The sequence below is a fragment of the Flagellimonas marina genome (assembly GCF_042651185.1).
Lineage (GTDB): Bacteria > Bacteroidota > Bacteroidia > Flavobacteriales > Flavobacteriaceae > Flagellimonas > Flagellimonas marina.
Window position 1 is genome coordinate 1,011,860 of the sequence record NZ_JBHSCL010000004.1, and the last position, 20,010, is coordinate 1,031,869.

General features: G+C 42.4%; 15 protein-coding genes. 10 read left to right on the plus strand and 5 right to left on the minus strand.

Going from position 1 to position 20,010, the window contains the following annotated elements; translation table 11 throughout:
* Positions 1 to 66: 66 nt before the first annotated feature.
* A complete protein-coding gene (locus ACFOWS_RS08150) occupies positions 67 to 1,287 on the minus strand; it encodes an aminotransferase class I/II-fold pyridoxal phosphate-dependent enzyme (RefSeq protein WP_379763430.1) in 1,221 nt (406 codons plus the stop codon).
* A gap of 147 nt (positions 1,288 to 1,434) precedes the next feature.
* On the opposite strand from ACFOWS_RS08150, the gene ACFOWS_RS08155 reads away from it, so the two are divergent.
* Positions 1,435 to 1,887, plus strand: a complete 453-nt coding sequence (locus tag ACFOWS_RS08155; protein ID WP_379763431.1) for an Lrp/AsnC family transcriptional regulator — start codon at positions 1,435 to 1,437, stop codon at positions 1,885 to 1,887.
* Positions 1,888 to 1,987: 100 nt separating this feature from the next.
* The gene (locus ACFOWS_RS08160) at positions 1,988 to 2,377 is read left to right on the plus strand and encodes a hypothetical protein (RefSeq protein ID WP_379763432.1); all 390 of its coding nucleotides are present in this window, start codon (positions 1,988 to 1,990) and stop codon (positions 2,375 to 2,377) included.
* A gap of 6 nt (positions 2,378 to 2,383) precedes the next feature.
* Here the strand turns inward: ACFOWS_RS08160 and ACFOWS_RS08165 are convergent, their stop codons facing one another.
* The 3 genes from ACFOWS_RS08165 to ACFOWS_RS08175 all read right to left on the minus strand — a co-directional run bounded on the left by ACFOWS_RS08165 (position 2,384) and on the right by ACFOWS_RS08175 (position 5,753).
* Positions 2,384 to 3,313, minus strand: a complete 930-nt coding sequence (locus tag ACFOWS_RS08165; RefSeq protein WP_379763433.1) for an aldo/keto reductase — start codon at positions 3,311 to 3,313, stop codon at positions 2,384 to 2,386.
* On the minus strand, positions 3,291 to 4,610 hold the full coding sequence (locus ACFOWS_RS08170) for an NTP/NDP exchange transporter (protein WP_379763434.1): 1,320 nt from the start codon (positions 4,608 to 4,610) through the stop codon (positions 3,291 to 3,293). Before ACFOWS_RS08170 ends, ACFOWS_RS08165 begins: the two co-directional genes overlap by 23 nt.
* Before the next feature lie 99 nt (positions 4,611 to 4,709).
* The gene (locus tag ACFOWS_RS08175; protein ID WP_379763435.1) at positions 4,710 to 5,753 is read right to left on the minus strand and encodes a helix-turn-helix domain-containing protein; all 1,044 of its coding nucleotides are present in this window, start codon (positions 5,751 to 5,753) and stop codon (positions 4,710 to 4,712) included.
* Positions 5,754 to 5,884: 131 nt separating this feature from the next.
* On the opposite strand from ACFOWS_RS08175, the gene lpdA reads away from it, so the two are divergent.
* Positions 5,885 to 7,288, plus strand: a complete 1,404-nt coding sequence (gene lpdA, locus ACFOWS_RS08180; RefSeq protein WP_366589445.1) for a dihydrolipoyl dehydrogenase — start codon at positions 5,885 to 5,887, stop codon at positions 7,286 to 7,288.
* Between the two features lie 78 nt (positions 7,289 to 7,366).
* Here lpdA and ACFOWS_RS08185 read toward each other — a convergent pair whose 3' ends face one another.
* Positions 7,367 to 8,563 (minus strand): acyltransferase family protein, encoded by a 1,197-nt coding sequence (locus tag ACFOWS_RS08185; protein WP_379763436.1) that lies wholly within the window; start codon positions 8,561 to 8,563, stop codon positions 7,367 to 7,369.
* 129 nt (positions 8,564 to 8,692) lie between these two features.
* Here ACFOWS_RS08185 and ACFOWS_RS08190 point away from each other — a divergent pair, with 129 nt between their 5' ends.
* The 7 genes from ACFOWS_RS08190 (at position 8,693) to ACFOWS_RS08220 (ending at position 20,009) form a co-directional block, all read left to right on the plus strand.
* Positions 8,693 to 9,226, plus strand: a complete 534-nt coding sequence (locus ACFOWS_RS08190; RefSeq protein ID WP_379763437.1) for an NADPH-dependent FMN reductase — start codon at positions 8,693 to 8,695, stop codon at positions 9,224 to 9,226.
* Positions 9,227 to 9,236: 10 nt separating this feature from the next.
* Positions 9,237 to 10,535: an anthranilate synthase component I family protein gene (locus ACFOWS_RS08195; RefSeq protein WP_379763438.1), complete on the plus strand. Its 1,299-nt coding sequence runs from the start codon at positions 9,237 to 9,239 to the stop codon at positions 10,533 to 10,535.
* A gap of 64 nt (positions 10,536 to 10,599) precedes the next feature.
* A complete protein-coding gene (tilS, locus tag ACFOWS_RS08200) occupies positions 10,600 to 11,862 on the plus strand; it encodes a tRNA lysidine(34) synthetase TilS (protein WP_379763439.1) in 1,263 nt (420 codons plus the stop codon).
* Positions 11,859 to 13,838: a protein-disulfide reductase DsbD family protein gene (locus ACFOWS_RS08205; protein WP_379763440.1), complete on the plus strand. Its 1,980-nt coding sequence runs from the start codon at positions 11,859 to 11,861 to the stop codon at positions 13,836 to 13,838. The genes tilS and ACFOWS_RS08205 overlap by 4 nt, the downstream gene beginning before the upstream one ends.
* 80 nt (positions 13,839 to 13,918) lie before the next feature.
* Positions 13,919 to 16,315, plus strand: a complete 2,397-nt coding sequence (locus tag ACFOWS_RS08210; RefSeq protein ID WP_379763441.1) for a penicillin acylase family protein — start codon at positions 13,919 to 13,921, stop codon at positions 16,313 to 16,315.
* 170 nt (positions 16,316 to 16,485) lie between these two features.
* Complete coding sequence (locus tag ACFOWS_RS08215) at positions 16,486 to 17,235, plus strand: hypothetical protein (RefSeq protein ID WP_379763442.1); 750 nt, start codon at positions 16,486 to 16,488, stop codon at positions 17,233 to 17,235.
* Positions 17,232 to 20,009 (plus strand): carboxypeptidase-like regulatory domain-containing protein, encoded by a 2,778-nt coding sequence (locus ACFOWS_RS08220; RefSeq protein ID WP_379763443.1) that lies wholly within the window; start codon positions 17,232 to 17,234, stop codon positions 20,007 to 20,009. The genes ACFOWS_RS08215 and ACFOWS_RS08220 overlap by 4 nt, the downstream gene beginning before the upstream one ends.
* Position 20,010 lies beyond the last annotated feature (1 nt).

A 20,010-nucleotide genomic window follows, 5' to 3' on the forward strand; every position in this document is an offset into this window, starting at 1 on the left:
CTGAGTTAGATAAGAAGTAATATTACGACTTTGAAGTATGTTCTCCAAACTGTAAATGGACTCCTATTACGCCAAAGAGTGGTCTTTTTCTAAAATTTCAAGAGCTTCCATACAGCGGCGCATGGCAAGATAGGTCTTGTGGATATCGTTGTCCAAACCTATGGAAAACCGAATCAGACCTTCGGTTAAGCCAAGCTCTTTTTGTTCTTCCAAAGGAATTTCAGAAGAAGTGGACGTGCCCGATGCACTAAAAAGCGTTTTGTAAAACCCAAGGCTAACGGCCAAGTAGCCCAGCTTTTCTTTTTGCATCATTTCCATCAGCGCATTGGCCCTGTCCAGCGAACCTACATCCAAGGTTAGGAGGCCCCCGAAGCCGTATTCAGGGTTCATTTGGGCCTTCATGGTCTGGTGCCCAGGATGACTTTCCAATCCGGGGTAGACCACTTTGAGTCCATCTTTTTCAAACTGTTTTGCTAGATAGTGTGCATTCTCACTATGCTTTTTGATACGTATGTGAAGCGTACGCATATTTTTTAGGATGGAAGCCGCCCGTAAACTGTCCAAGGTGCTGCCCAATAGCATTCCGGCGCCGTCGTTTACATCTTTCAGGCTAAGGCAAAAGTCCGAAGAAGCACAAACCGCACCCGCAACACAATCGCTACTACCGTTGATGAACTTGGTAAGACTGTGCACCACAATATCGGCCCCCAATTTGGCCGCATTGATGCTCAACGGGGAAAAGGTGTTGTCCACAACCAAGGGGATGCCATGTTTTTTGGCCAGTTTGGCCAGTGCTTGAATATCGGCCACTTCCAGTAAAGGATTACTGATGGCCTCACAATAGATCATTTTGGTTTTGGGGGTGATGGAATTTTCGACCACATCCAAGTCGGTAATATCGATAAAGGAGGTGGAGATATTGAACTTTTTCACAAAGTTTTTCAGGAAGGCATAGGTACCTCCATAAATCGTTCGACTGCAAACAATATGGTCGTCCGTGTCGCACAATTGAAAGATGACCGAAGTAATGGCGCCCATACCACTGGCAAATACGTTGGCCGATTCGGTTCCTTCCAATTGCGCCATGGCTTCGCCTAAATAGAGATTGGAAGGGGAGGAGTGCCGACTGTATAGGTAACACCCTTCTGTATTTCCCTCGAAGGTGTCGAACATGGTTTTGGCTGATAGAAAAGTATAGGTGGATGAGTCCGATATCGAAGGGTTTACGCCTCCGAACTCACCAAAATATTGAAGGTCTTGAATGTGTTCTGATGCTTTGTAGTCCATAGTTGTCAATTTTCGTAAAAATAGAAAGAGATGGTCTAAAAATCAATTAATACTTATATTTGAAGAATATTAACCTATTTTTTAAATAAATAATAGAAAATAGTTCCATACAACTTGAATTGATTTTCATAAAATAGAATATTTGTCATGGATGCTTTGGATAAACAATTGATTCAACTATTGCAAAAGGACTGTAAAAAGACTACCAAATACTATGCGGACCAATTACAATTGTCCAAAACCGCCGTGTATGAACGTATCAGAAGATTGGAGCGTACCGGAATTATTACGGACTATGTGGCCCTGGTAGATAAAGAAAAGGTGAAGCGCGAGTTTACCGTGCTCTGCCAAATCCGATTGGTGCAACACACCAAGGAAAATGTCTTGAAGTTTGAAAGGGAGGTGCTTAAGCTGGAAGAAGTATCAGAATGCTTTCACGTGGGCGGCGATTATGATTACATCCTAAAAATCAATGTGGAAGACATGAAGAGTTATCGGGAGTTTATGGTGACCAAGCTCACCGCCATAAATAATATAGGCAATACTCAAAGCTCCTTCGTGATAAGTGAAGTAAAGAACCGCCCCTCTGTACATATTTAGGAAAGTTTAACCTAAAGCGATGTTAAAATGATATTATACACCTGCCATGATGCCTAATTTGGGGCTATCAAAAAACGAACTGACCACATAATTCATCATCATGTCGGCCCGCACTAAATTTTTTCTAACTGGTTTGGCCACAGTAATCGGGGGTTGCTGCTTGCAACTCTACGTTACCCTTTCCAAAGATGTCCTTTTTAATGGGATACAATTTTGCTCCTCGTCCAGCTCGGATTTGGTCTTAGGTACCATGGCGCTTTTTGCTTCTGCCATTTTTTCTGGGTTTATTGCATCCTTGATTGTGGTACGCGATAATTTTTGGCCCCACTTATTTATTTCGTTGGGCATCATCGCAAAATTCTTATTGGTAGCGCTTTGCGGACTGTGGAGCGGACCATTTTGGTTTGAGGTAGGTCTGCACTGCTCCCTTTTGGCCGGACTTTGGTTGGGTTGGTATGGTGCCGCCAAGTTTCCGTTGGCCCCTGTTTAGGCCATTTTAGAGGGATTTCAGGTGGTGGGCCATCTTATTTCTAAAGTCATTATCAGGCATTTTTCCCAATCCAGCGGTCATATTGTCAATCATGTGATGCGGTTTTGAAGTGCCTGGAATGACACAAGTGACATTTTTATGGGATAAAATGAATTTTAAAAAATATTGCCCCCAACTGTGTATATCATTTTCCTTGGCCCATTCCGGAAGCGATTTCCCCTTAACCGCTCTGAATAACGACCCGCCTTCGTAGGGTTGATTGATGATGGTGGCCACGCCATATTTTTCAGCCGTATCAAAGAGTGATTTCTCAGTGTTTCGGGAGCGTATGGAGTAATTGAATTGGACAAAATCTGGTCGTTCCGTTTTGATGATATTTTCCAAAGTAGCGTGAGTGGAATCCACATAGTGGGTAATGCCCCAATATCGAATCTTCCCTTCTTCTCTCCAGCCCTTGAGGGTTTTTACATGGGTTTTCCAGTCCACAAGATTATGGATTTGCATCAAGTCCATGGTTCTTCGTTGCATTTTTTCCATGGAATCCTGCATTTGACGAATGCCTGCGGTTTGCCCAGAGGTCCAAACTTTGGTAGCGTAAAAAAGTGCATTTCCAAAGTCCAGTTGAGCGGTCAAATCTCCAACCACCCTTTCCGAACTGCCATACATGGGGGAGGAATCAATCATCTTGCCCCCAAGTCGATTCATTTCCATCAACACTTCGGTTAAGACGTCTCGTTGCTCTTTGGAATTGCCCACATCAAAGGATTGCCAAGTACCTAAACCCACTATGGGCAAAAGTTCGCCGGAGGAGGGTATGGGCCGCTCTTGAATCTTCTCCAGTTTGTTGAAAGCCGAGGAATAACCGCTCAGCGATAATCCCAAACCTGCCAGTACGGATAATTGAATAGCTTCCCTACGATTGTATTTTGTTTTCATAATGGATTTGTTTTAAAGGTACAATATTCTCTTTTTCAAGGTGTTGATTCCCTAGTTTGAATCCCAAAAAACTCCAAAGAAAGGCCAATGGGATGGCTAAAAATGCAATGGCGCCCAATCCCCATCCCAGAGCGACCAAGCCAGAGAATGCCCAACCCACCAACGCATCTCCACCTCTATAAACTGCTGTATCGATACAGTTTTTGGACTTGTATTTTTCACTGGTCGATGTAACCGTGAACAAAATTTCCCTTCCGGGGCGCAGCAAAGTGAAATTTCCAGCTCTGTGCAAAACCATCAGCACGGCCACGATTCCCAAAGCGGGATGAAATCCGAGGAAAACCAAACCCAACCCCATCACGAATGGAATTGAGGCCAAAACAAAGGACAGTCCAATCCTCTTAATGATTCTAGCGGTCAGGAAAAACTGTCCAAAAATGGCAATGCCATTCACGGTGAGGTCAATGTTTGAAAAATAACGAATCCGTTCTGTCGATTCCAGCAGGGTCTGTTCCACAAGATGGGCCTGTTCAAAATAAAGAATGGTGGAGATGGAGGTGTAAAGAAGGATAAAACCAACGATTCCCATGAGATAAGAAGACTTGGTTATCTGCTGCACTCCTTCAAAAATGGCACTTGCACTACCTTTAAAATTTTGCTTTTCTTGCTTGAAATGATTTTTACGGGGCGATAGTTTCAAAATCCACAAAACACAACATAATCCCACTCCTAAAAAGAAACAACCTGCCAGTAATAATGGAGCAAAGGACGCCCATCCACTTAATCCACGAGCAATGGCCGGCCCCGTTAGCGCGCCAAGACTACCTCCTGCGGCAATGATACCAAAGAACTTCTTTGCGGCCAAGCTATGGAATACATCAGCCATAAAACTCCAAAAAAGAGAAACAATGAACAGGTTGAAGACGCTTAGCCAGATAAAAAAAATAATCGCCAATATTCTGGACGGCCCGTGGGTTTCAAAAAAGTAATAGAAAACCAAAAGATTGGCCAAGAAAAAGGTGTAGACATAAATCATCAAATTCTTAATGGAGTTTTTAGAAACCAGAAACCCAAAAATTGGGACGAGGCACACCATGGCCAAAAAAGTTCCTGTGAACAACCATTGCATGTTTACGGCACCGTTTTCAATCCCCATTTCATCCCGCAAGGGTCTTAGGATGAAATAAGCACACAACAAACAAAAGAAGAAACTGCAGGAAAGAACGACCAGTTTGTACTCGCCTCTTTTGGGGTGATGCCATAGTTCCAGAAATCTGTTGACAATGGTATGCTTCATTTGGACGTGGAATTGGATTCCAGTCCCAATTTGAGCACAAAATGCCTAAATCCCTTTTTGTTTGATGAAACGGTCTGACGGATTTACAAATCGCTAAGTCTAAAGATTTTGCTTCAAGTAGGAGGAAGGTGTTGTCCCCGTAACCTTTTTAAAGGCGGCATTGAACGAGGACAAGGAGTTAAAACCACAATCATAGGCAATGTTTGCAATTTTGGTGTTTTGGTGATGGGGGTCTGCCAACCTTTGTTTTACTTCTTCAATCCTGTATCCGTTCAAGAAATCTGGAAAACTTTTGCCAATGCCGTTGTTCACCACATGCGAAATCAGATAGGGTGGCAGTTTCATGACATCGGCCATTGTGGTAAGGGTACAATTGGGATTTAAGTATGTTCTCGTTTCCCGCATAAGGTCTTCCAATTGTTTGGCATAGCCCACAAGTTCTTCATCTGATAACCGTATATTTTGATGTTTAGCTTGAATACGCTGTTTCAACAATGAAGGGTTTTTAAATTGGAGAAAAGCCAAAAAATAGACAAAGGGAAGATAAATGACCGGCCCTAGCATATAAGGGGTTAACCCTAAAAAGTAGTTGGAAAAGTATAAAAGTTGCCATATTGCAGTTCCTATAACCAAAGCGCCAACCCAGATTTTGGCCGTTTGGGTCAAACTGTATTGCGATTTTTTATGCCCAACTGGCCATAAAAGCAAAACGAGTGTGATTCCGCTGTAGAGTAGTTGGTGAAGCAGCAAGACGGAGTAACCGCCCTGATACCAGAATCCTTCCAGTGTTAGAAAGTTACTGGTCAAAACAAGGAACGCTGCCGGAGCAAAGTGGAGTAAATTCCATGTTGACCATTTACGAGCAAACAAAAAATGCAAGGTGTAAAGAAAAAGGGTCGGACCCGAAACCGCATGGGCAATAAACCCTAGATTAATCAGCCAAAGTGGAGAATCATCCAAGTAAATCCATAGAATTGACTTGCCCAGACGTATGGTGATGGCCAAGAAAAAAATCGATAGTAACAGATTTTTAAAGTCCCGCTTTCGCTCAAAAAAACTGTAAATGGACAGCAGAAAACTCTGGGCCGCAGCAATTCCTGCAATGAAAACCTCCACCTCCTGATGTATCCGTAAACTTCGCATACGATAAATATAAGGGCAAACTCCCATAACTTATTCGTAAGGATATGTTAATGGAAGACATGGTGTATCGGAGAAACATTGTTATTTTTGTACTGATAATCGAACGAAATAATTATCTCTAAGCAAATACTATGAATCAATATGATGTGGCCGTTATTGGCTCTGGACCTGGAGGCTATGTAGCGGCAATTCGGTGTGCCCAATTGGGAATGAAGACTGCTATCATTGAAAAATACGATACTTTGGGCGGCACCTGTCTTAATGTGGGTTGTATTCCTTCAAAAGCATTGCTGGATTCTTCGCACCATTATGAAGATGCCATTAAGCATTTTGAAGAACATGGAATAGACATTCCAGGTGAGGTTAAGGTCAACTTAAAGCAGATGATTGCCCGCAAACAGGACGTAGTCGACCAAAACACCAAAGGCATAGAGTTTTTGATGAACAAAAACAAAATTGAGGTATACCATGGTTTAGGGAGCTTTAAGGATGCCACCCACATCAATATTGATAAAGATGGTAAAACGGAGACCATTGAAGCGAAGAATATTATCATTGCGACGGGTTCCAAGCCATCCACTTTGCCGTTCATTGAATTGGATAAGGAACGCATCATTACTTCAACAGAAGCTTTGAAACTTAAAGAGGTGCCCAAGCACATGATCGTTATAGGAGGTGGTGTCATTGGATTGGAATTGGGCCAAGTGTACAAGCGATTGGGTGCAGAGGTGACCGTTGTGGAGTTTATGGACCGCATCATTCCAGGCATGGACGGTGCACTTTCCAAAGAATTAATGAAGGTGTTGAAGAAACAAAAAGTGAAGTTCAATCTATCACATAAAGTAAAATCTGTCGAACGAAAAGGCGATGAGGTCATTGTAAAGGCGGATGATAAAAAAGGTGAGGAAGTAACGCTCAAAGGCGACTATTGCCTGGTTTCCGTAGGAAGAAGACCCTACACCGATGGTTTAAACGCCGAAGCGGCCGGGGTTAAATTAGATGACAAGGGTAGAGTGGAAGTGAACGACCATCTACAGACCAGTGTATCCAACATCTATGCAATCGGGGATGTGGTGAAGGGTGCCATGCTGGCCCATAAAGCCGAAGAAGAAGGAACCATGGTTGCCGAGATCTTGGCTGGCCAAAAACCACATATCAATTACAACCTGATTCCTGGTGTGGTCTACACCTGGCCTGAAGTGGCAGCAGTAGGAAAAACAGAGGAAGAGCTCAAAGAAGCTGGGGTCGACTACAAAGTGGGTCAGTTCTCCATGCGCGCCTTGGGCAGGGCCAGAGCTAGTATGGATTTGGATGGGTTTGTAAAAATCATTGCGGATAAAAAGACCGATGAAGTCCTCGGCGTCCATATGATTGGTGCCCGTTGTGCAGATTTGATTGCGGAAGGGGTAACGGCCATGGAATTCAGGGCTTCTGCGGAGGACATTGCCCGAATGAGTCACGCCCACCCTACCTATGCGGAGGCCGTAAAAGAAGCTGCCTTGGCCGCAACCGCAGACCGTGCTTTGCATGCCTAGGAGCAGATAGAAAAATAGTAGTATACAAAACGAGGAAAGCATTCAACATAGTTGGATGCTTTTTTTATGGGTGATTGTCTAGTTTCGAACGGTTCTGAAAACCCGTCTAAGTAACAACCTTATTCGAGAAGCAAGTTCCCTAATGACAGGAATGGAAGCCTCCCTGAAATCAATCAATTGATATTTGGCTACAACAATTCCTTGGGAAACCTGGGCTTTAATTTCAGCTTCGTGGCGGTTGTATTTCAAGGCCAAATAAGAGCAGGCTACCATGAACAACAATGCGCCTGGTATTGCAATGCTGGGTGTCAAAGAATGATTGAAAAAGCGATACAGTCCCAATCCTGTAAAACTTCCATAAAGAATGATAAAGTGTATCACATAAATGCTAAGTGTACTGGCCCCAAGTTGCAGTACCGTTTTGTTGGTCATGAACTTTCTCAAAAGCATGAAAACGGAGAATACAATAAAAACGTTACCAAGCCTGATGAACAGGTAGTTGTTGGTTTGAATCAAATGGAACAATTCCAATCCGGTATATTCATAAAGTGCGATAAACGCTTGGGATGAGTGATAAATCAACACGTAGCCTACAAGTGAAGCTACTGAAATCGCAACGGGGTATAAGTATTTGAAATTCTTGTATTGGGTGAACAGCACCGAAATGAATGCGCCGATTGTGGTATACCCCAACCACGGTATTATGGTGAAAACAGAACCGTTTGCCTTGGTAAAGTAGTTGGCAAAGAGGTCGGGCAAAAAGGAGAACGACCACTGCTTGTATATCGGCTCAAACAAGAAAAGAATCAGTGTAATTCCTGCGAGAAGCGATGGGAAAAGATACTTTTTTCGGTTTATGGTCGCCAAATACAGGCCAATCAAGGCCAAAATGGAGAGCCCAATGCAATGGAGCACATCCACTAAGTAAAACGAATTATACAATTGCCCTTTAAAAAGTCCGAAGATGTTCAACCGGAGTAGGTAACCGATCAACAAGAGTTGAAGCCCACGACGGATTCCCTTATTGACCCGTGGATTATCAAAACCTTTTTGGGGCATCCGAATCAACAAGTAGGTGAAAATAAATCCAGAAACCGTAAAGAAAACAGGTGCGGTGATGCCTCGGAAATAATGCCAGATAGTGAACACCATATTGGTCTTATCTCTAAAAATGGGGTCCAGTAATCCATCGATAAAATGACCTTGAAGCATCATCAAGATGGCCCATGCGCGCATGGCATCAATAAAAAACAATCTGTTAGTTTGTGGTTTCATCAAATAATAAATACCCTATATACTTGTTTGACAGTATGTTTGGATGCTTTCGGGCCCAAAATTATACAAAATACTCGCATCTAAGCATCAATTGGGGTATTTTAGCGAAACAATCAAACTTTTTCGTCTATGGCTGCAATTTTGGCATTCGCCGGAAGCAATTCTTCAACTTCTATTAATTACCGACTCGTACAATACACCACCTCTTTGCTTGAAAACCAAGAATTTCGACAATTGAACATGACGCGATACCCGTTCCCCATGTTCAGTGAAGATGATGAAAAGCAAAAAGGGTATTCCAATTCTTTGGTAGAATTAAAGGAAGATATTCAAAATGCCAAGGGATTGATTCTTTCCGTGAACGAGCATAATGGGAATCCTTCGGCCTATTTTAAAAATGTATTGGATTGGCTATCTCGATTAGACCGTAATTTTTTGGAGGGCACTAAAGTGTTTCTTATGTCCACGTCAGGTGGAAAGCGCGGCGGAAAAGGTGCTTTTGAGGTTATCAAAAGTCTTTTACCTCGATTTGGCGGAGAGGTTGTGGCCACATTTTCGCTACCACTGTTCTACGAAAATTTTGAAAATGAGAGCATTTCAAATGAGGAACTTAAAAAGGAACATGCAGTTGCCTTGGCCGCTTTTCTGGAAACATTAAAGTAAAAAATAACCCTTGCGACAACATCGCACATTCACCATTTCAAATCCATTCCAGTACAAAGGAGCACTCTTGGAATGGTCCCGTCCGTTTTCCAAAGTGGTTTGGTTGGACAGTAATGCGCATGTTCAAAAATATAGCTCGTTCGATTTTTTAATGGCGGTTGGCGAACAGACCGATAAGTTCAGTTCTATCGATTCGCTAAACCAATTGGGAAATCAATTTGCCAAAAATCAAGATTGGTTGTTTGGTTACTTATCCTATGATTTAAAAAATGAATTGGAAGACCTAAGTTCCCTAAATTTTGATGGATTGGGATTTTCGCAGCTTCAATTCTTTCGGCCGTCAAAAATCATCAAAGGCATTGGGGATACCCTTCATTTTATGTATTTGGAAGACTGTGCGGATGACATTGAAGGGGATTTTGTCCAGATTATGGCCCTCATAGTCTTGGAGCAAAAGCAAAAAGCGCATCATCCCATCAAAATTAAAATGCGGATACATAAGGATGCCTATTTTGAAAAAACCAACCAACTTTTAGGACATATCCACCGAGGCGATGTGTACGAAGCTAATTTTTGCCAAGAGTTTTATGCTGAAGAGGTCTCCATCGACCCATGGCAAACCTATCAACGCCTGAATGCCATTTCTGAGCCGCCCTTTGCTTCTTTTATGCGGTTAGAGGATAAGTACCTAATGTGTGCCTCTCCAGAGCGCTACCTAAGAAAACAAGGCAACACCCTAATTTCGCAGCCCATTAAAGGCACCGCCAGGAGGGATAAGAATGAAAGTGAAGATGAAACGCTAAGGCATAAACTTGCTTTGGATGAAAAAGAGCGTGCCGAGAACATCATGATCACCGATTTGGTCCGAAATGATTTGTCCAAAAGTGCGCTTAAGGGCAGCGTTGTAGTGGAAGAATTGTGCAAGGCCTATACCTACAAGCAGGTACATCAGCTAATTTCCACTGTGGTGGCCCAGCTTCCAGAAGGTAAAAACCCCGTGGAGCTGATTGAAGAAACTTTTCCCATGGGCAGCATGACGGGCGCTCCGAAAATTTCCGCAATGAAAATCATTGAAAAATTGGAAGAAAGCAAGCGCAGTCTGTATAGCGGAGCTGTTGGTTACTTTGACCCAAAGGGCAATTTTGATTTCAACGTGGTCATCCGAAGTATTTTGTACAATGCAACGCGGAAGTATGTTTCCTTTTCCGTGGGGAGCGCCATCACAGCCAAATCCGACCCAGAACGTGAGTATCAAGAATGTTTGTTGAAAGCCAAGGCCATGCGCAGTGTTTTGGAAACAGGCGAATGATTATTTGTAATTTAGCTGTATGCTCTCACCATTTAAAAAACATATAAAAAACAACCTATCCTTCTTGCAAAGAACAAGACTGCTGGTAGCCTGTAGTGGGGGAGTGGACAGTGTAGTTTTGGCCCATCTTTGTGTTCGCACAGGATTGAATGTTACCCTAGCGCATTGCAACTTTCATTTACGAGGTTCAGAGAGTAATGAGGATGAACGTTTTGTACGGAATTTGGCCAAGGAGTTGGGAGTGAAGGTCAAGGTGAAATCATTCAAGACAAAGAAATATGCAAGGCAAAATAGGGGCTCAGTGCAAATGGCGGCACGGGAACTGCGTTATGATTGGTTTAACAAACTTCTGGAAACCAAAGGTTTTGATTTTTTGTTGACGGCCCATCATGCCGATGATGGTTTGGAGACATTCCTCATTAACCTATCCAGGGGAACGGGGATTGATGGACTTTCGGGGATTCCGGTCCAAAATGGAAAAGTGATTCGTCCCTTGCTTGAATTTTCTCAAAAAGACATTTGGAACTACGCAAAACGAAATAAAATACCATGGCGTGAAGATGCCAGTAACGCGGACACCAAATACCTTCGTAATAAGGTGAGACTGGAAATAGTTCCCAAATTAATGGAGCTTCACCCCGCCTTCCTTGAAAATTTTAAACGGACACAGCTTCACTTGAAGGAAACCAATAGTTTGGTTCAAAATCACATCAAAGAAATAAAATCCATTTTGTTTGCCGAGGATGGCGATGTCATTAAAATAGCCTTGGAACCTTTAAAGGAATTGCACCCCATTGAGGCGTATCTCTACGGACTCTTCAAAGAGTATGGTTTTACCGAATGGGATGATGTAAAGGGACTGTTGAGCGCCATGAGCGGTAAGGAGGTTATTTCCAAAACCCATAGATTGTTGAAAGACCGTGAGTATCTTATACTATCAGAACATAAGGAAAGTGCGAATGAGTCCTATGCAGTATTTGACAAAGAAGGCCTATTACAATCTCCGATAAAACTAAAACTGGAGAATGTAAAGACGGCCGAAAGGTCGGGTCGTGACACCATCTTTTTGGATAAGAAAAAGTTAAACTTTCCGTTGGTGTTAAGAAATTGGCAAAAAGGCGACTACTTTTATCCCTACGGGATGAAAGGTGGAAAAAAGCTGTCCAAGTTTTTCAAGGATGAAAAAGTGGATGTGTTTTCCAAAGAGAAACAATGGCTACTTTGCTCAAATGATGAAATTGTTTGGGTAGTGGGCCGAAGAGCGGACGAACGTTTTAAGGTTGATGGTTCAACCCAAAATATTTTAAAGATTACATTTGTTGCATGAGATTTTTAGTTCCCCTTTTAGGATTCTTACTGATTCCTTTTTACTTATTTGCACAGACCGATGCCAATCCAGCACTTTGGAGCCATTCGGTCAATAAAATTTCTGATACGGAGTATGAATTGGTCTTTAAAGGCAAGATTGCTGACGGCTGGCACGTATATTCCCAATATACGGCAGAGGGCGGGTCACTTCCCAGTGAATTCACTTTTGAAAAGGCCGGAGAGGACTATGAACTTGTGGGAAAAACTGAGGAAAGTGAGACCATAAAGGAATACAGCGACATTTTTGAGGTAGAAGAGACCTTTTTCAAAAAAGAGGCTGTTTTTACGCAAAAAATCAAGCTGTTAAATCCTGATGTGCGACAAATCTCCGTCAACCTGTTTTACCAGATTTGTAAAGAAGTTTGCATTCCCAAAGATTATCTTTTCCAGATTTCCTTGGATGGAAATGCCTTTGTGGACACCCAAAAATCGCTGGATGAAAAAAGCGTGGCCCTGGGTGAATCCTTAAAATTGGATTTAAAGAACAAGAATTTGCTCAATCAGGGTGGTTTAACAGACTCTGAGGGCAAATCGAACCTTTGGGTGATATTTGGTCTAGGTTTCTTGGGTGGACTCATTGCCCTATTGACGCCCTGCGTTTTTCCGATGATTCCGTTGACTGTGTCCTTTTTTACCAAACAATCAAATCAAAAATCAAAAGGAATTGCCAATGCGGTGCTCTACGGATTTTTCATTGTATTGATTTATTTCCTGCTGAGCTTGCCCTTTCATCTATTCAACTCGGTAGATTCTCAGATACTGAACACCATCGCCACCAACATTTGGCTCAATGTGTTCTTCTTTGTCATTTTTGTGGTATTTGCCTTTTCCTTTTTCGGGTATTTTGAATTGACCTTGCCTAGTTCGTGGGCCAACAAAATGGATTCCGCTTCCTCAAAAGTAGGTGGAGGTTTGGGCATCTTTTTTATGGCCTTGACCTTGGCTATTGTTTCATTTTCATGTACCGGGCCCATTTTAGGAGGGCTTTTGGGGAGTACAACCCTTGCCGAAGGCAATGTGGCCACCAATCTCACCATAGGAATGGTAGGCTTTGGTTTAGCGCTGGCTTTACCATTTGCTTTGTTCGCGTTGTTTCCCACTTGGTTGAACTCATTGCCAAAATCGGGAGGATGGATGACAACGGTAAAAGTGGTATTGGGGTTTTTGGAACTCGCACTGGCCTTTAAATTCCTCTCCAATGCCGACTTGGTAGGAAATTGGGGCATTTTTAAACGGGAAATATTCTTGGGCATTTGGATTGTTCTTTTCGTATTGATGACGCTGTACCTGTTTGGTATTTTCAGATTTCCACACGATGGGCCCAAAAAGAGACTTTCATCGACCCGAAAATTATTTGGCGTATTGAGCCTGGCATTTTCTATCTATTTGATTGTCGGCTTGTTCAATATTGTTCCTCTGAAGTTGTTGAGCGGATTTCCACCCCCGGATTTCTACAGCGTTGTACAAACAGAGAGCGATTGCCCACTTGGATTGGACTGCTTCAAGGATTTTGAAGAAGGTGTGGCCTATGCCAAAGAGAACAACAAACCCATTCTACTTGATTTTACGGGTTGGGCCTGCGTCAATTGCAGAAAAATGGAAGAGAATGTTTGGAGCGATTCTGATGTTTATCCCATCATTAAGGAGGAATATGTACTGATTTCACTCTATGTGGATGACCGCAAAGAATTGCCTGACGGCGAAAAATTCGATTTCAAATATGAATCAGGTCGCATAAAATCCATAGAGACCATCGGTCAAAAATGGGGCACTTTTCAAACCGTGAATTTCAATGCAGCTTCGCAGCCCTATTATGTGCTTCTTTCGCCAAATCTGGAAATATTGAATGATGCTGTTCAGTATGTGGATGTGGAAACATATGAGGCGTGGCTTAAATCCGGCTTGAAAAAGCATCAACTTTCCATGAATAAGTGAGTTGGCTTTTCAACGGGTTTTTTCTTTTCCATTTGTGAAAATAGATTACCTTAGAGACCAATTGACTTACCTATAATCCTGTGAAAAAGCTTAAAAAAGTACTTCTGGTTGTGGCCGGTCTTATTGTGTTGGTAATCATTGGTTTGGCCCTTTTAGCCTATGCACTTAAACCGGATTATTCAGGCAAAAAGACGCTGCAAGGACTGCAAAGTGAGGTCCAGGTGTACTATGACACTTTTGGAATTCCCCACATTTATGCTGAAACAGAAACTGATGCCCTAAGGGCGTTGGGCTATGTGCATGCCCAAGACCGATTATGGCAGATGGAATTGCTGCGCAGAGTCGCCAAAGGAAGACTCTCCGAAGTATTTGGCAAAGATTTGGTGAAGACCGATAAGTTCTTTCTTTCTCTGGGAATTGATGACCATACCACGCAAACGGTTGCCACTTTGGATAAACAAAGTGAAATGGCTGTGCTTTCACAAGCCTATTTGGATGGGGTCAATTCATTTATTGAAGATGGACCCACCCCAATTGAATTTTATCTCACCGGGTTGGACAAGGAACCATTTGCTATTGAGGATATCTACAATGCAGTGGGGTATATGGCCTTTAGTTTTGCCATGGCCCATAAGACCGACCCCTTGCTGACTACGATGCGGGATAAACTCGGAGAGGAATATATGAGGGATTTAGCCATAGATTCTGATACCTCTACGGTTTGGATTAAGAACTATCAAAAGAGAGACGTTGATTCCCTGGCTGGAGAAATAACTATCGGCGTATCAGCAGTTTTGGACAGATTACCCATTCCTCAATTCATTGGCAGCAACAGTTGGGTTATTGCCCCGGAAAAAACAAAAAGTGGAAAGGTCATATTGGCCAATGATCCCCACATTGGCTTCGCTCAGCCATCCGTTTGGTATGAGGCCCATGTAAACACCCCAACCTATGAAAAATATGGGTATCATTTGGCGGGCGTACCATTCCCTCTATTAGGACATGATAGAAATTTGGCCTATGGACTCACGATGTTCGAAAATGATGATATTGATTTCTATTATGAAGAAACCAACCCTTCCGACAGCACCCAATACAAAACCGCTGATGGTTGGAAGAACTTTGAATATGTCACTAAAACCATTAAGGTTAAGGATGGGGAAGATGTTGAATTCACCTATTCCAAAACCCATCACGGCCCAGTGTTAAACCATATTGCCGACCAAATTTCTGTGGAAACGCCTGTGACCATGTCATGGATATACACCAAAGAAAAAAATGAGGTTATGGATGGGCTTTACGGGCTAAGTCATGCAGCGAATATTGATGAATTTAAAAGTGCATTGCCCAAGATTCACGCGCCTGGACTTAATGTAATGTATGGCGACGCCGAGGGTAATGTAGCGTGGTGGGCCACCGCGAAACTGTACCAAATGCCGGACAGTTTGTCCACTAAGTTCATTTTAGATGGTTCATCAGGAAAAGAAGAACCACTGCGTTTTCTGGATTTTTCAGAAAACCCGCAAGCTATAAATCCGCCATGGCACTACGTGTATTCTGCCAACAATCAACCTGATTCCATTGCAGGAATGCTGTATCCCGGCTATTATTTACCTGAGAACCGTGCCAAACGAATTGTTCAACTTTTGGACGCCAAGGACGATTGGGACAAGGAATCCACATCAGAAATGATATTGGATGTAACCTCTTCCGTAAACCCCGGATTGATTACGGAACTTATCAAACTTTTTGACGTTACCAAGTTGACCAATGAGCAATTGGTTCAAGTGGACTCCTTGGAAAATTGGAATGGACATTACTCTCTAAATAGCACAATCCCAACCTTATACCATCGATGTGAATACTTTATGGTCAAAAACACCATGGAGGATGAATTGGGAACAGAACGATTGAATCAATTTTTGGCGACACATCTATTCAAACGACAGATTGCGTGGGGGGCTAAAATGGAACAAGGAAAGTGGTGGGACAACATCAATACCAAGGACAAAGTGGAAACACGGCGGGATATTGTCCTAAAATCCTTTTCGGATGCTTGGAATTCCTTGGTCAAAGATTTTGGTCCGGACCCCACCCAGTGGACGTGGGACAAGGTGCATACGCTGGAGCATGGACATCCCATTGGTCAAGTGGAGTCGTTGCGGAAATATTTCAATGTTGGCCCATTTCCCGTGAATGGAACTCGGGAAGTCATCAATAATATGGGCTTTCCATACGATAGCACAGGATATTACAAAGTCAACTCCGGTCCTTCCACCAGGCGTATCATTGATTTTTCGGATATAGAGAACAGTATCAGCATATTGCCGACCGGGCAATCTGGCAACCCTTTCAGTAAACACTACAAAGACCAAGCGGAAATGTACATTCAGGGCAAATTCCGTAAGATGATGATGAACACCGAGGAAATCCAAGAAAAGGCTGAATCGGTTTTAATTTTTACTAAAGCGGAATAAACAGCTTCTTTTATTACATGACCATTAACTTTTGATTGATGGATAGAAAAAACCTTCTTTCAGTAGTGTTGATTCATTGAAATGTATTAATTTCTGAACGTTTTTAAGATTTCCCCCACAAAATTTGATTTTGAACGGGTATATTGAGCCCAAAATTCATTTCAGAATATATGGGTCGCAACCTCAATTATTGTATTTTTTTCCTGACTTTCTCCGCAACATTTTCATTTTATGGGCAAGATAAGACCCAGATACAGCAGTATAATGCTTTTGACAAGACTGTTGGCATCGAGAACACAGGGCTTTATCAAGGTTTAGTTTATGTGGAAAGATTTAGGACTATCAACGAGAGAGTTCAATTTTATAAAGGTGTGGATTTCCTTCCGGGCAGCGTTCACTATGATGGTCAGTGGTATCATGACCTTGAATTAAAATACGATGCATATGATGATGAGGTCCTCCTGATGTTGATCACCGAGGCAGGAGGGGGTACCATTAAATTATTCAAGAATTACCTAGAAGGTTTTATGCTGGATGGAGAGCAATTTGTTAAAATTTTAAAAGATGATGCGCCTTTATTAAAAGAACATGGATTTTACGCCGTGTCAATGGAAGGCACTTATTTTACCCTCTACACCAGATACACCAAAAGAAGCTTCGAAAAAAGAGACAAACGATTTCTCTATTATGAATTTTTGGATGGTCCCAGTGAATATGTGCTATTACATAAAGGGCAATTTCATACGTTCAACTCAAAAAAAGATGCAATTGATCTATTTCCAGGGCTAAAAAAGGAAATTAAGGCTTTTTATGCTTTGGCCAGAAGACAGAGCAAGACAGATCCGGATGGGTTTAAAATCAGTTTGGCCAAGCGCATAGAACTGCTCTTATCCCAAACTAATAACACTGCGCAAGAATGAGAAATAAAATAACTTTTATCATACTTCTCGTTGGTTGCCAATTCATTTTTGGGCAAAATGAAGTCCCAAAAGTTTCACTTTCGTTTACCAATGTACCCTTTACAGAGGTGCTTCAAGATATAGAGGGACAAACGGATTTATCCTTTTTTTATCTCGAAGATTGGGTTTCGGACCTAAGGGTGTCTGGAATTTTTGATGATGTTTCCGTGACCACGGTTTTGGACGACCTTTTAAAACAAACGGTGATCAATTACCATATTATGGACGACGGTAGGATATTTCTGTTGAGGAACAGTCAAATTTATACCAGTTTGCCCGACGATTTTTTTGGAAAAGAAAATGAAGAAATACCGGCAGGACAAAGAAACACCGATGAATACTTGGAGCCCGCAGGACCAGTATTCGTGCAAACCGACCAAAATACAGTCAGAACTATGGAAACTGTGCGTATCGGTAGGGCAGACGGAAATAGTGACAGGTCTTCTTTTACCCTTCAAGGTCGAGCAATCAACCAAACAAATGGTCAGCCCATACCCGATTTGGCAATATTGGTGGAAGGTGGAAACGCAGGAACTTCTACCGACACAAACGGATATTACAGCCTAAAACTTTCGGCAGGAGAGCACATCATCCAAACGCGTGGGCTGGGCATTCAGGATTCACGCACCAGAATTATACTTTACGGTGATGGTTCACATGATTTCCAATTAAACGAAAGCGTGGAGAGTTTGGATGAGGTGGTGGTGGAAGGCAATCGCAATCGAAACGTGGAAGCCGTGACCACCGGGGTAACCGTAATCGATGTGGAGGGCATAAAGAACATTCCCCAAGTCTTGGGCGAACGGGATATTTTAAAGGCAGCAGTCGCATTGCCGGGAATAACAACGGCAGGTGAGGGGGCATCCGGGTTCAATGTCAGGGGTGGAAGAACCGACCAGAACCTTATCCTTTTGGATAATGGTGTGGTCTACAACCCAGCACATTTTTTTGGAATTTTCTCAACTATTAATCCATTCACAACAGGTTCGGCGGAAATATATAAAGGAAATATCCCTGCAGAATTCGGAGGACGGCTTTCATCGGTTTTTGATATAAAAAGCAAGGATGCCAACACCGAAAAATTTTCGGGTGAGGCCTCCATTGGTCCAGTTACCGGAAATTTAGTATTGGAAACTCCAATAATCAAAGATAAATCAGCACTTATGGTAGGAGGGAGGGCCACCTATTCTGATTGGATTTTAGGGGCTTTGGACGACGAGCGGTTAAGCAATAGTTCCGCATCTTTTTATGATATCATGGCCAAATACAACCATACTATCAATACGAACAATCAGATTAAGGCCACAGCGTATTATAGCTATGACGACTTCAGTATTACCTCAGATTCCATTTACGACTACAGCAATAGGCTGTTTTCCTTGGGATGGGACCATAAGTTCAGTGAAAAGACCAAAGGTAACCTCATCCTTTCCAACAGCGAGTACCAATTTGGTATTGAATTTGACGGTCAAGCCAATGACGATTTTGATTTGGGGTATAAGAACAATGAAACCGAGCTCAAATACAAAATAAAGTATCTATATAATAACAAGCATACTTTGGATTTTGGACTTTCTAGTAAATATTATATAGTCGACCCGGGTAGAAAGGACCCCATGGGGCCGGATTCCGATGTGGCATCTTTGAGTATTCCCCGGGAGCAAGGATTGGAGTCGGCTCTTTTCATATCAGACGAGTATGAGGTGAATGATAAACTATTGATAAACCTAGGTCTACGTTATTCGTTTTATGCGGCATTGGGTGAAGCGGAACAACGTATTTATCAAGATAATGCTCCCAAGAATGAGGAAACCTTGGAAGAAACCCGTCAATTTGACAAAAATGAGGTGATAGAAACCTATGGTGGGCCCGAACTCAGGCTTTCCGCGCGTTACTTTATACAACCTGATTTTTCGGTCAAGGCAAGCTTGAACAATGCCTTCCAATATATCCACACCTTGAGCAATAATACCACGGTATCACCCACCGATACGTGGAAACTGTCGGACATCAACATAAAGCCACAGGAAGCTTATCAGGCCACTTTGGGTTTTTACAAGAATTTTGATGGAAGCATCTATGAGCTCAGTTTGGAGGGCTACTACAAAAAGCAGAAGAATCTTTTGGATTACAAGGTAGGTGCCCAGCTTTTATTGAACGAAACCATTGAAGCCGAAGTGATACAGGGAGATGGAAAGGCCTATGGTGTTGAATTTCTTATCAAAAAGAACGAAGGAAGACTTAATGGCTGGTTGGGATACACCTATTCCCGTTCGTTTGTAAAATTGGACAGTGAGTTCAATGAGGAGCGTATTAATAATGGTGAGTTTTTTCCATCGAACTATGACAAGCCGCATGATATCAGTTTAGTGGCCAACTATAAATTTACCCGAAGATTTAGCGCTTCGGCCAATTTTGTGTATCAAACCGGCAGGCCCGTCACGTTCCCTATCGGAAGTTTTGCCTTGGGCAATTCGGAATATGTCTTTTACAGTGACCGCAACAAGTTCAGGATTCCGGATTACTATCGGTTGGATATAAGCTTTCAAATGGAAGGCAATCACAAGATCAAAAAGTTTGCTCACAGCTTTTGGAGTTTTTCCATTTACAATGTGTTGGGACGAAACAACCCCTATTCAGTGTTTTTTGTCACAGAAGAAGGGGATATAAAGGCGTATCAGAGCTCTATATTTTCCATTCCGGTACCAACCATCACCTATAATTTTAAATTTTGAG

Coding starts and splice junctions, on each gene's coding strand:
- ACFOWS_RS08150 (WP_379763430.1), bottom strand. CDS start 1,287: ATGGACTACAAAGCATCAGAACACATTCAAGACCTTCAATATTTTGGT.
- ACFOWS_RS08155 (WP_379763431.1), top strand. CDS start 1,435: ATGGATGCTTTGGATAAACAATTGATTCAACTATTGCAAAAGGACTGT.
- ACFOWS_RS08160 (WP_379763432.1), top strand. CDS start 1,988: ATGTCGGCCCGCACTAAATTTTTTCTAACTGGTTTGGCCACAGTAATC.
- ACFOWS_RS08165 (WP_379763433.1), bottom strand. CDS start 3,313: ATGAAAACAAAATACAATCGTAGGGAAGCTATTCAATTATCCGTACTG.
- ACFOWS_RS08170 (WP_379763434.1), bottom strand. CDS start 4,610: ATGAAGCATACCATTGTCAACAGATTTCTGGAACTATGGCATCACCCC.
- ACFOWS_RS08175 (WP_379763435.1), bottom strand. CDS start 5,753: ATGCGAAGTTTACGGATACATCAGGAGGTGGAGGTTTTCATTGCAGGA.
- lpdA (WP_366589445.1), top strand. CDS start 5,885: ATGAATCAATATGATGTGGCCGTTATTGGCTCTGGACCTGGAGGCTAT.
- ACFOWS_RS08185 (WP_379763436.1), bottom strand. CDS start 8,563: ATGAAACCACAAACTAACAGATTGTTTTTTATTGATGCCATGCGCGCA.
- ACFOWS_RS08190 (WP_379763437.1), top strand. CDS start 8,693: ATGGCTGCAATTTTGGCATTCGCCGGAAGCAATTCTTCAACTTCTATT.
- ACFOWS_RS08205 (WP_379763440.1), top strand. CDS start 11,859: ATGAGATTTTTAGTTCCCCTTTTAGGATTCTTACTGATTCCTTTTTAC.
- ACFOWS_RS08215 (WP_379763442.1), top strand. CDS start 16,486: ATGGGTCGCAACCTCAATTATTGTATTTTTTTCCTGACTTTCTCCGCA.
- ACFOWS_RS08220 (WP_379763443.1), top strand. CDS start 17,232: ATGAGAAATAAAATAACTTTTATCATACTTCTCGTTGGTTGCCAATTC.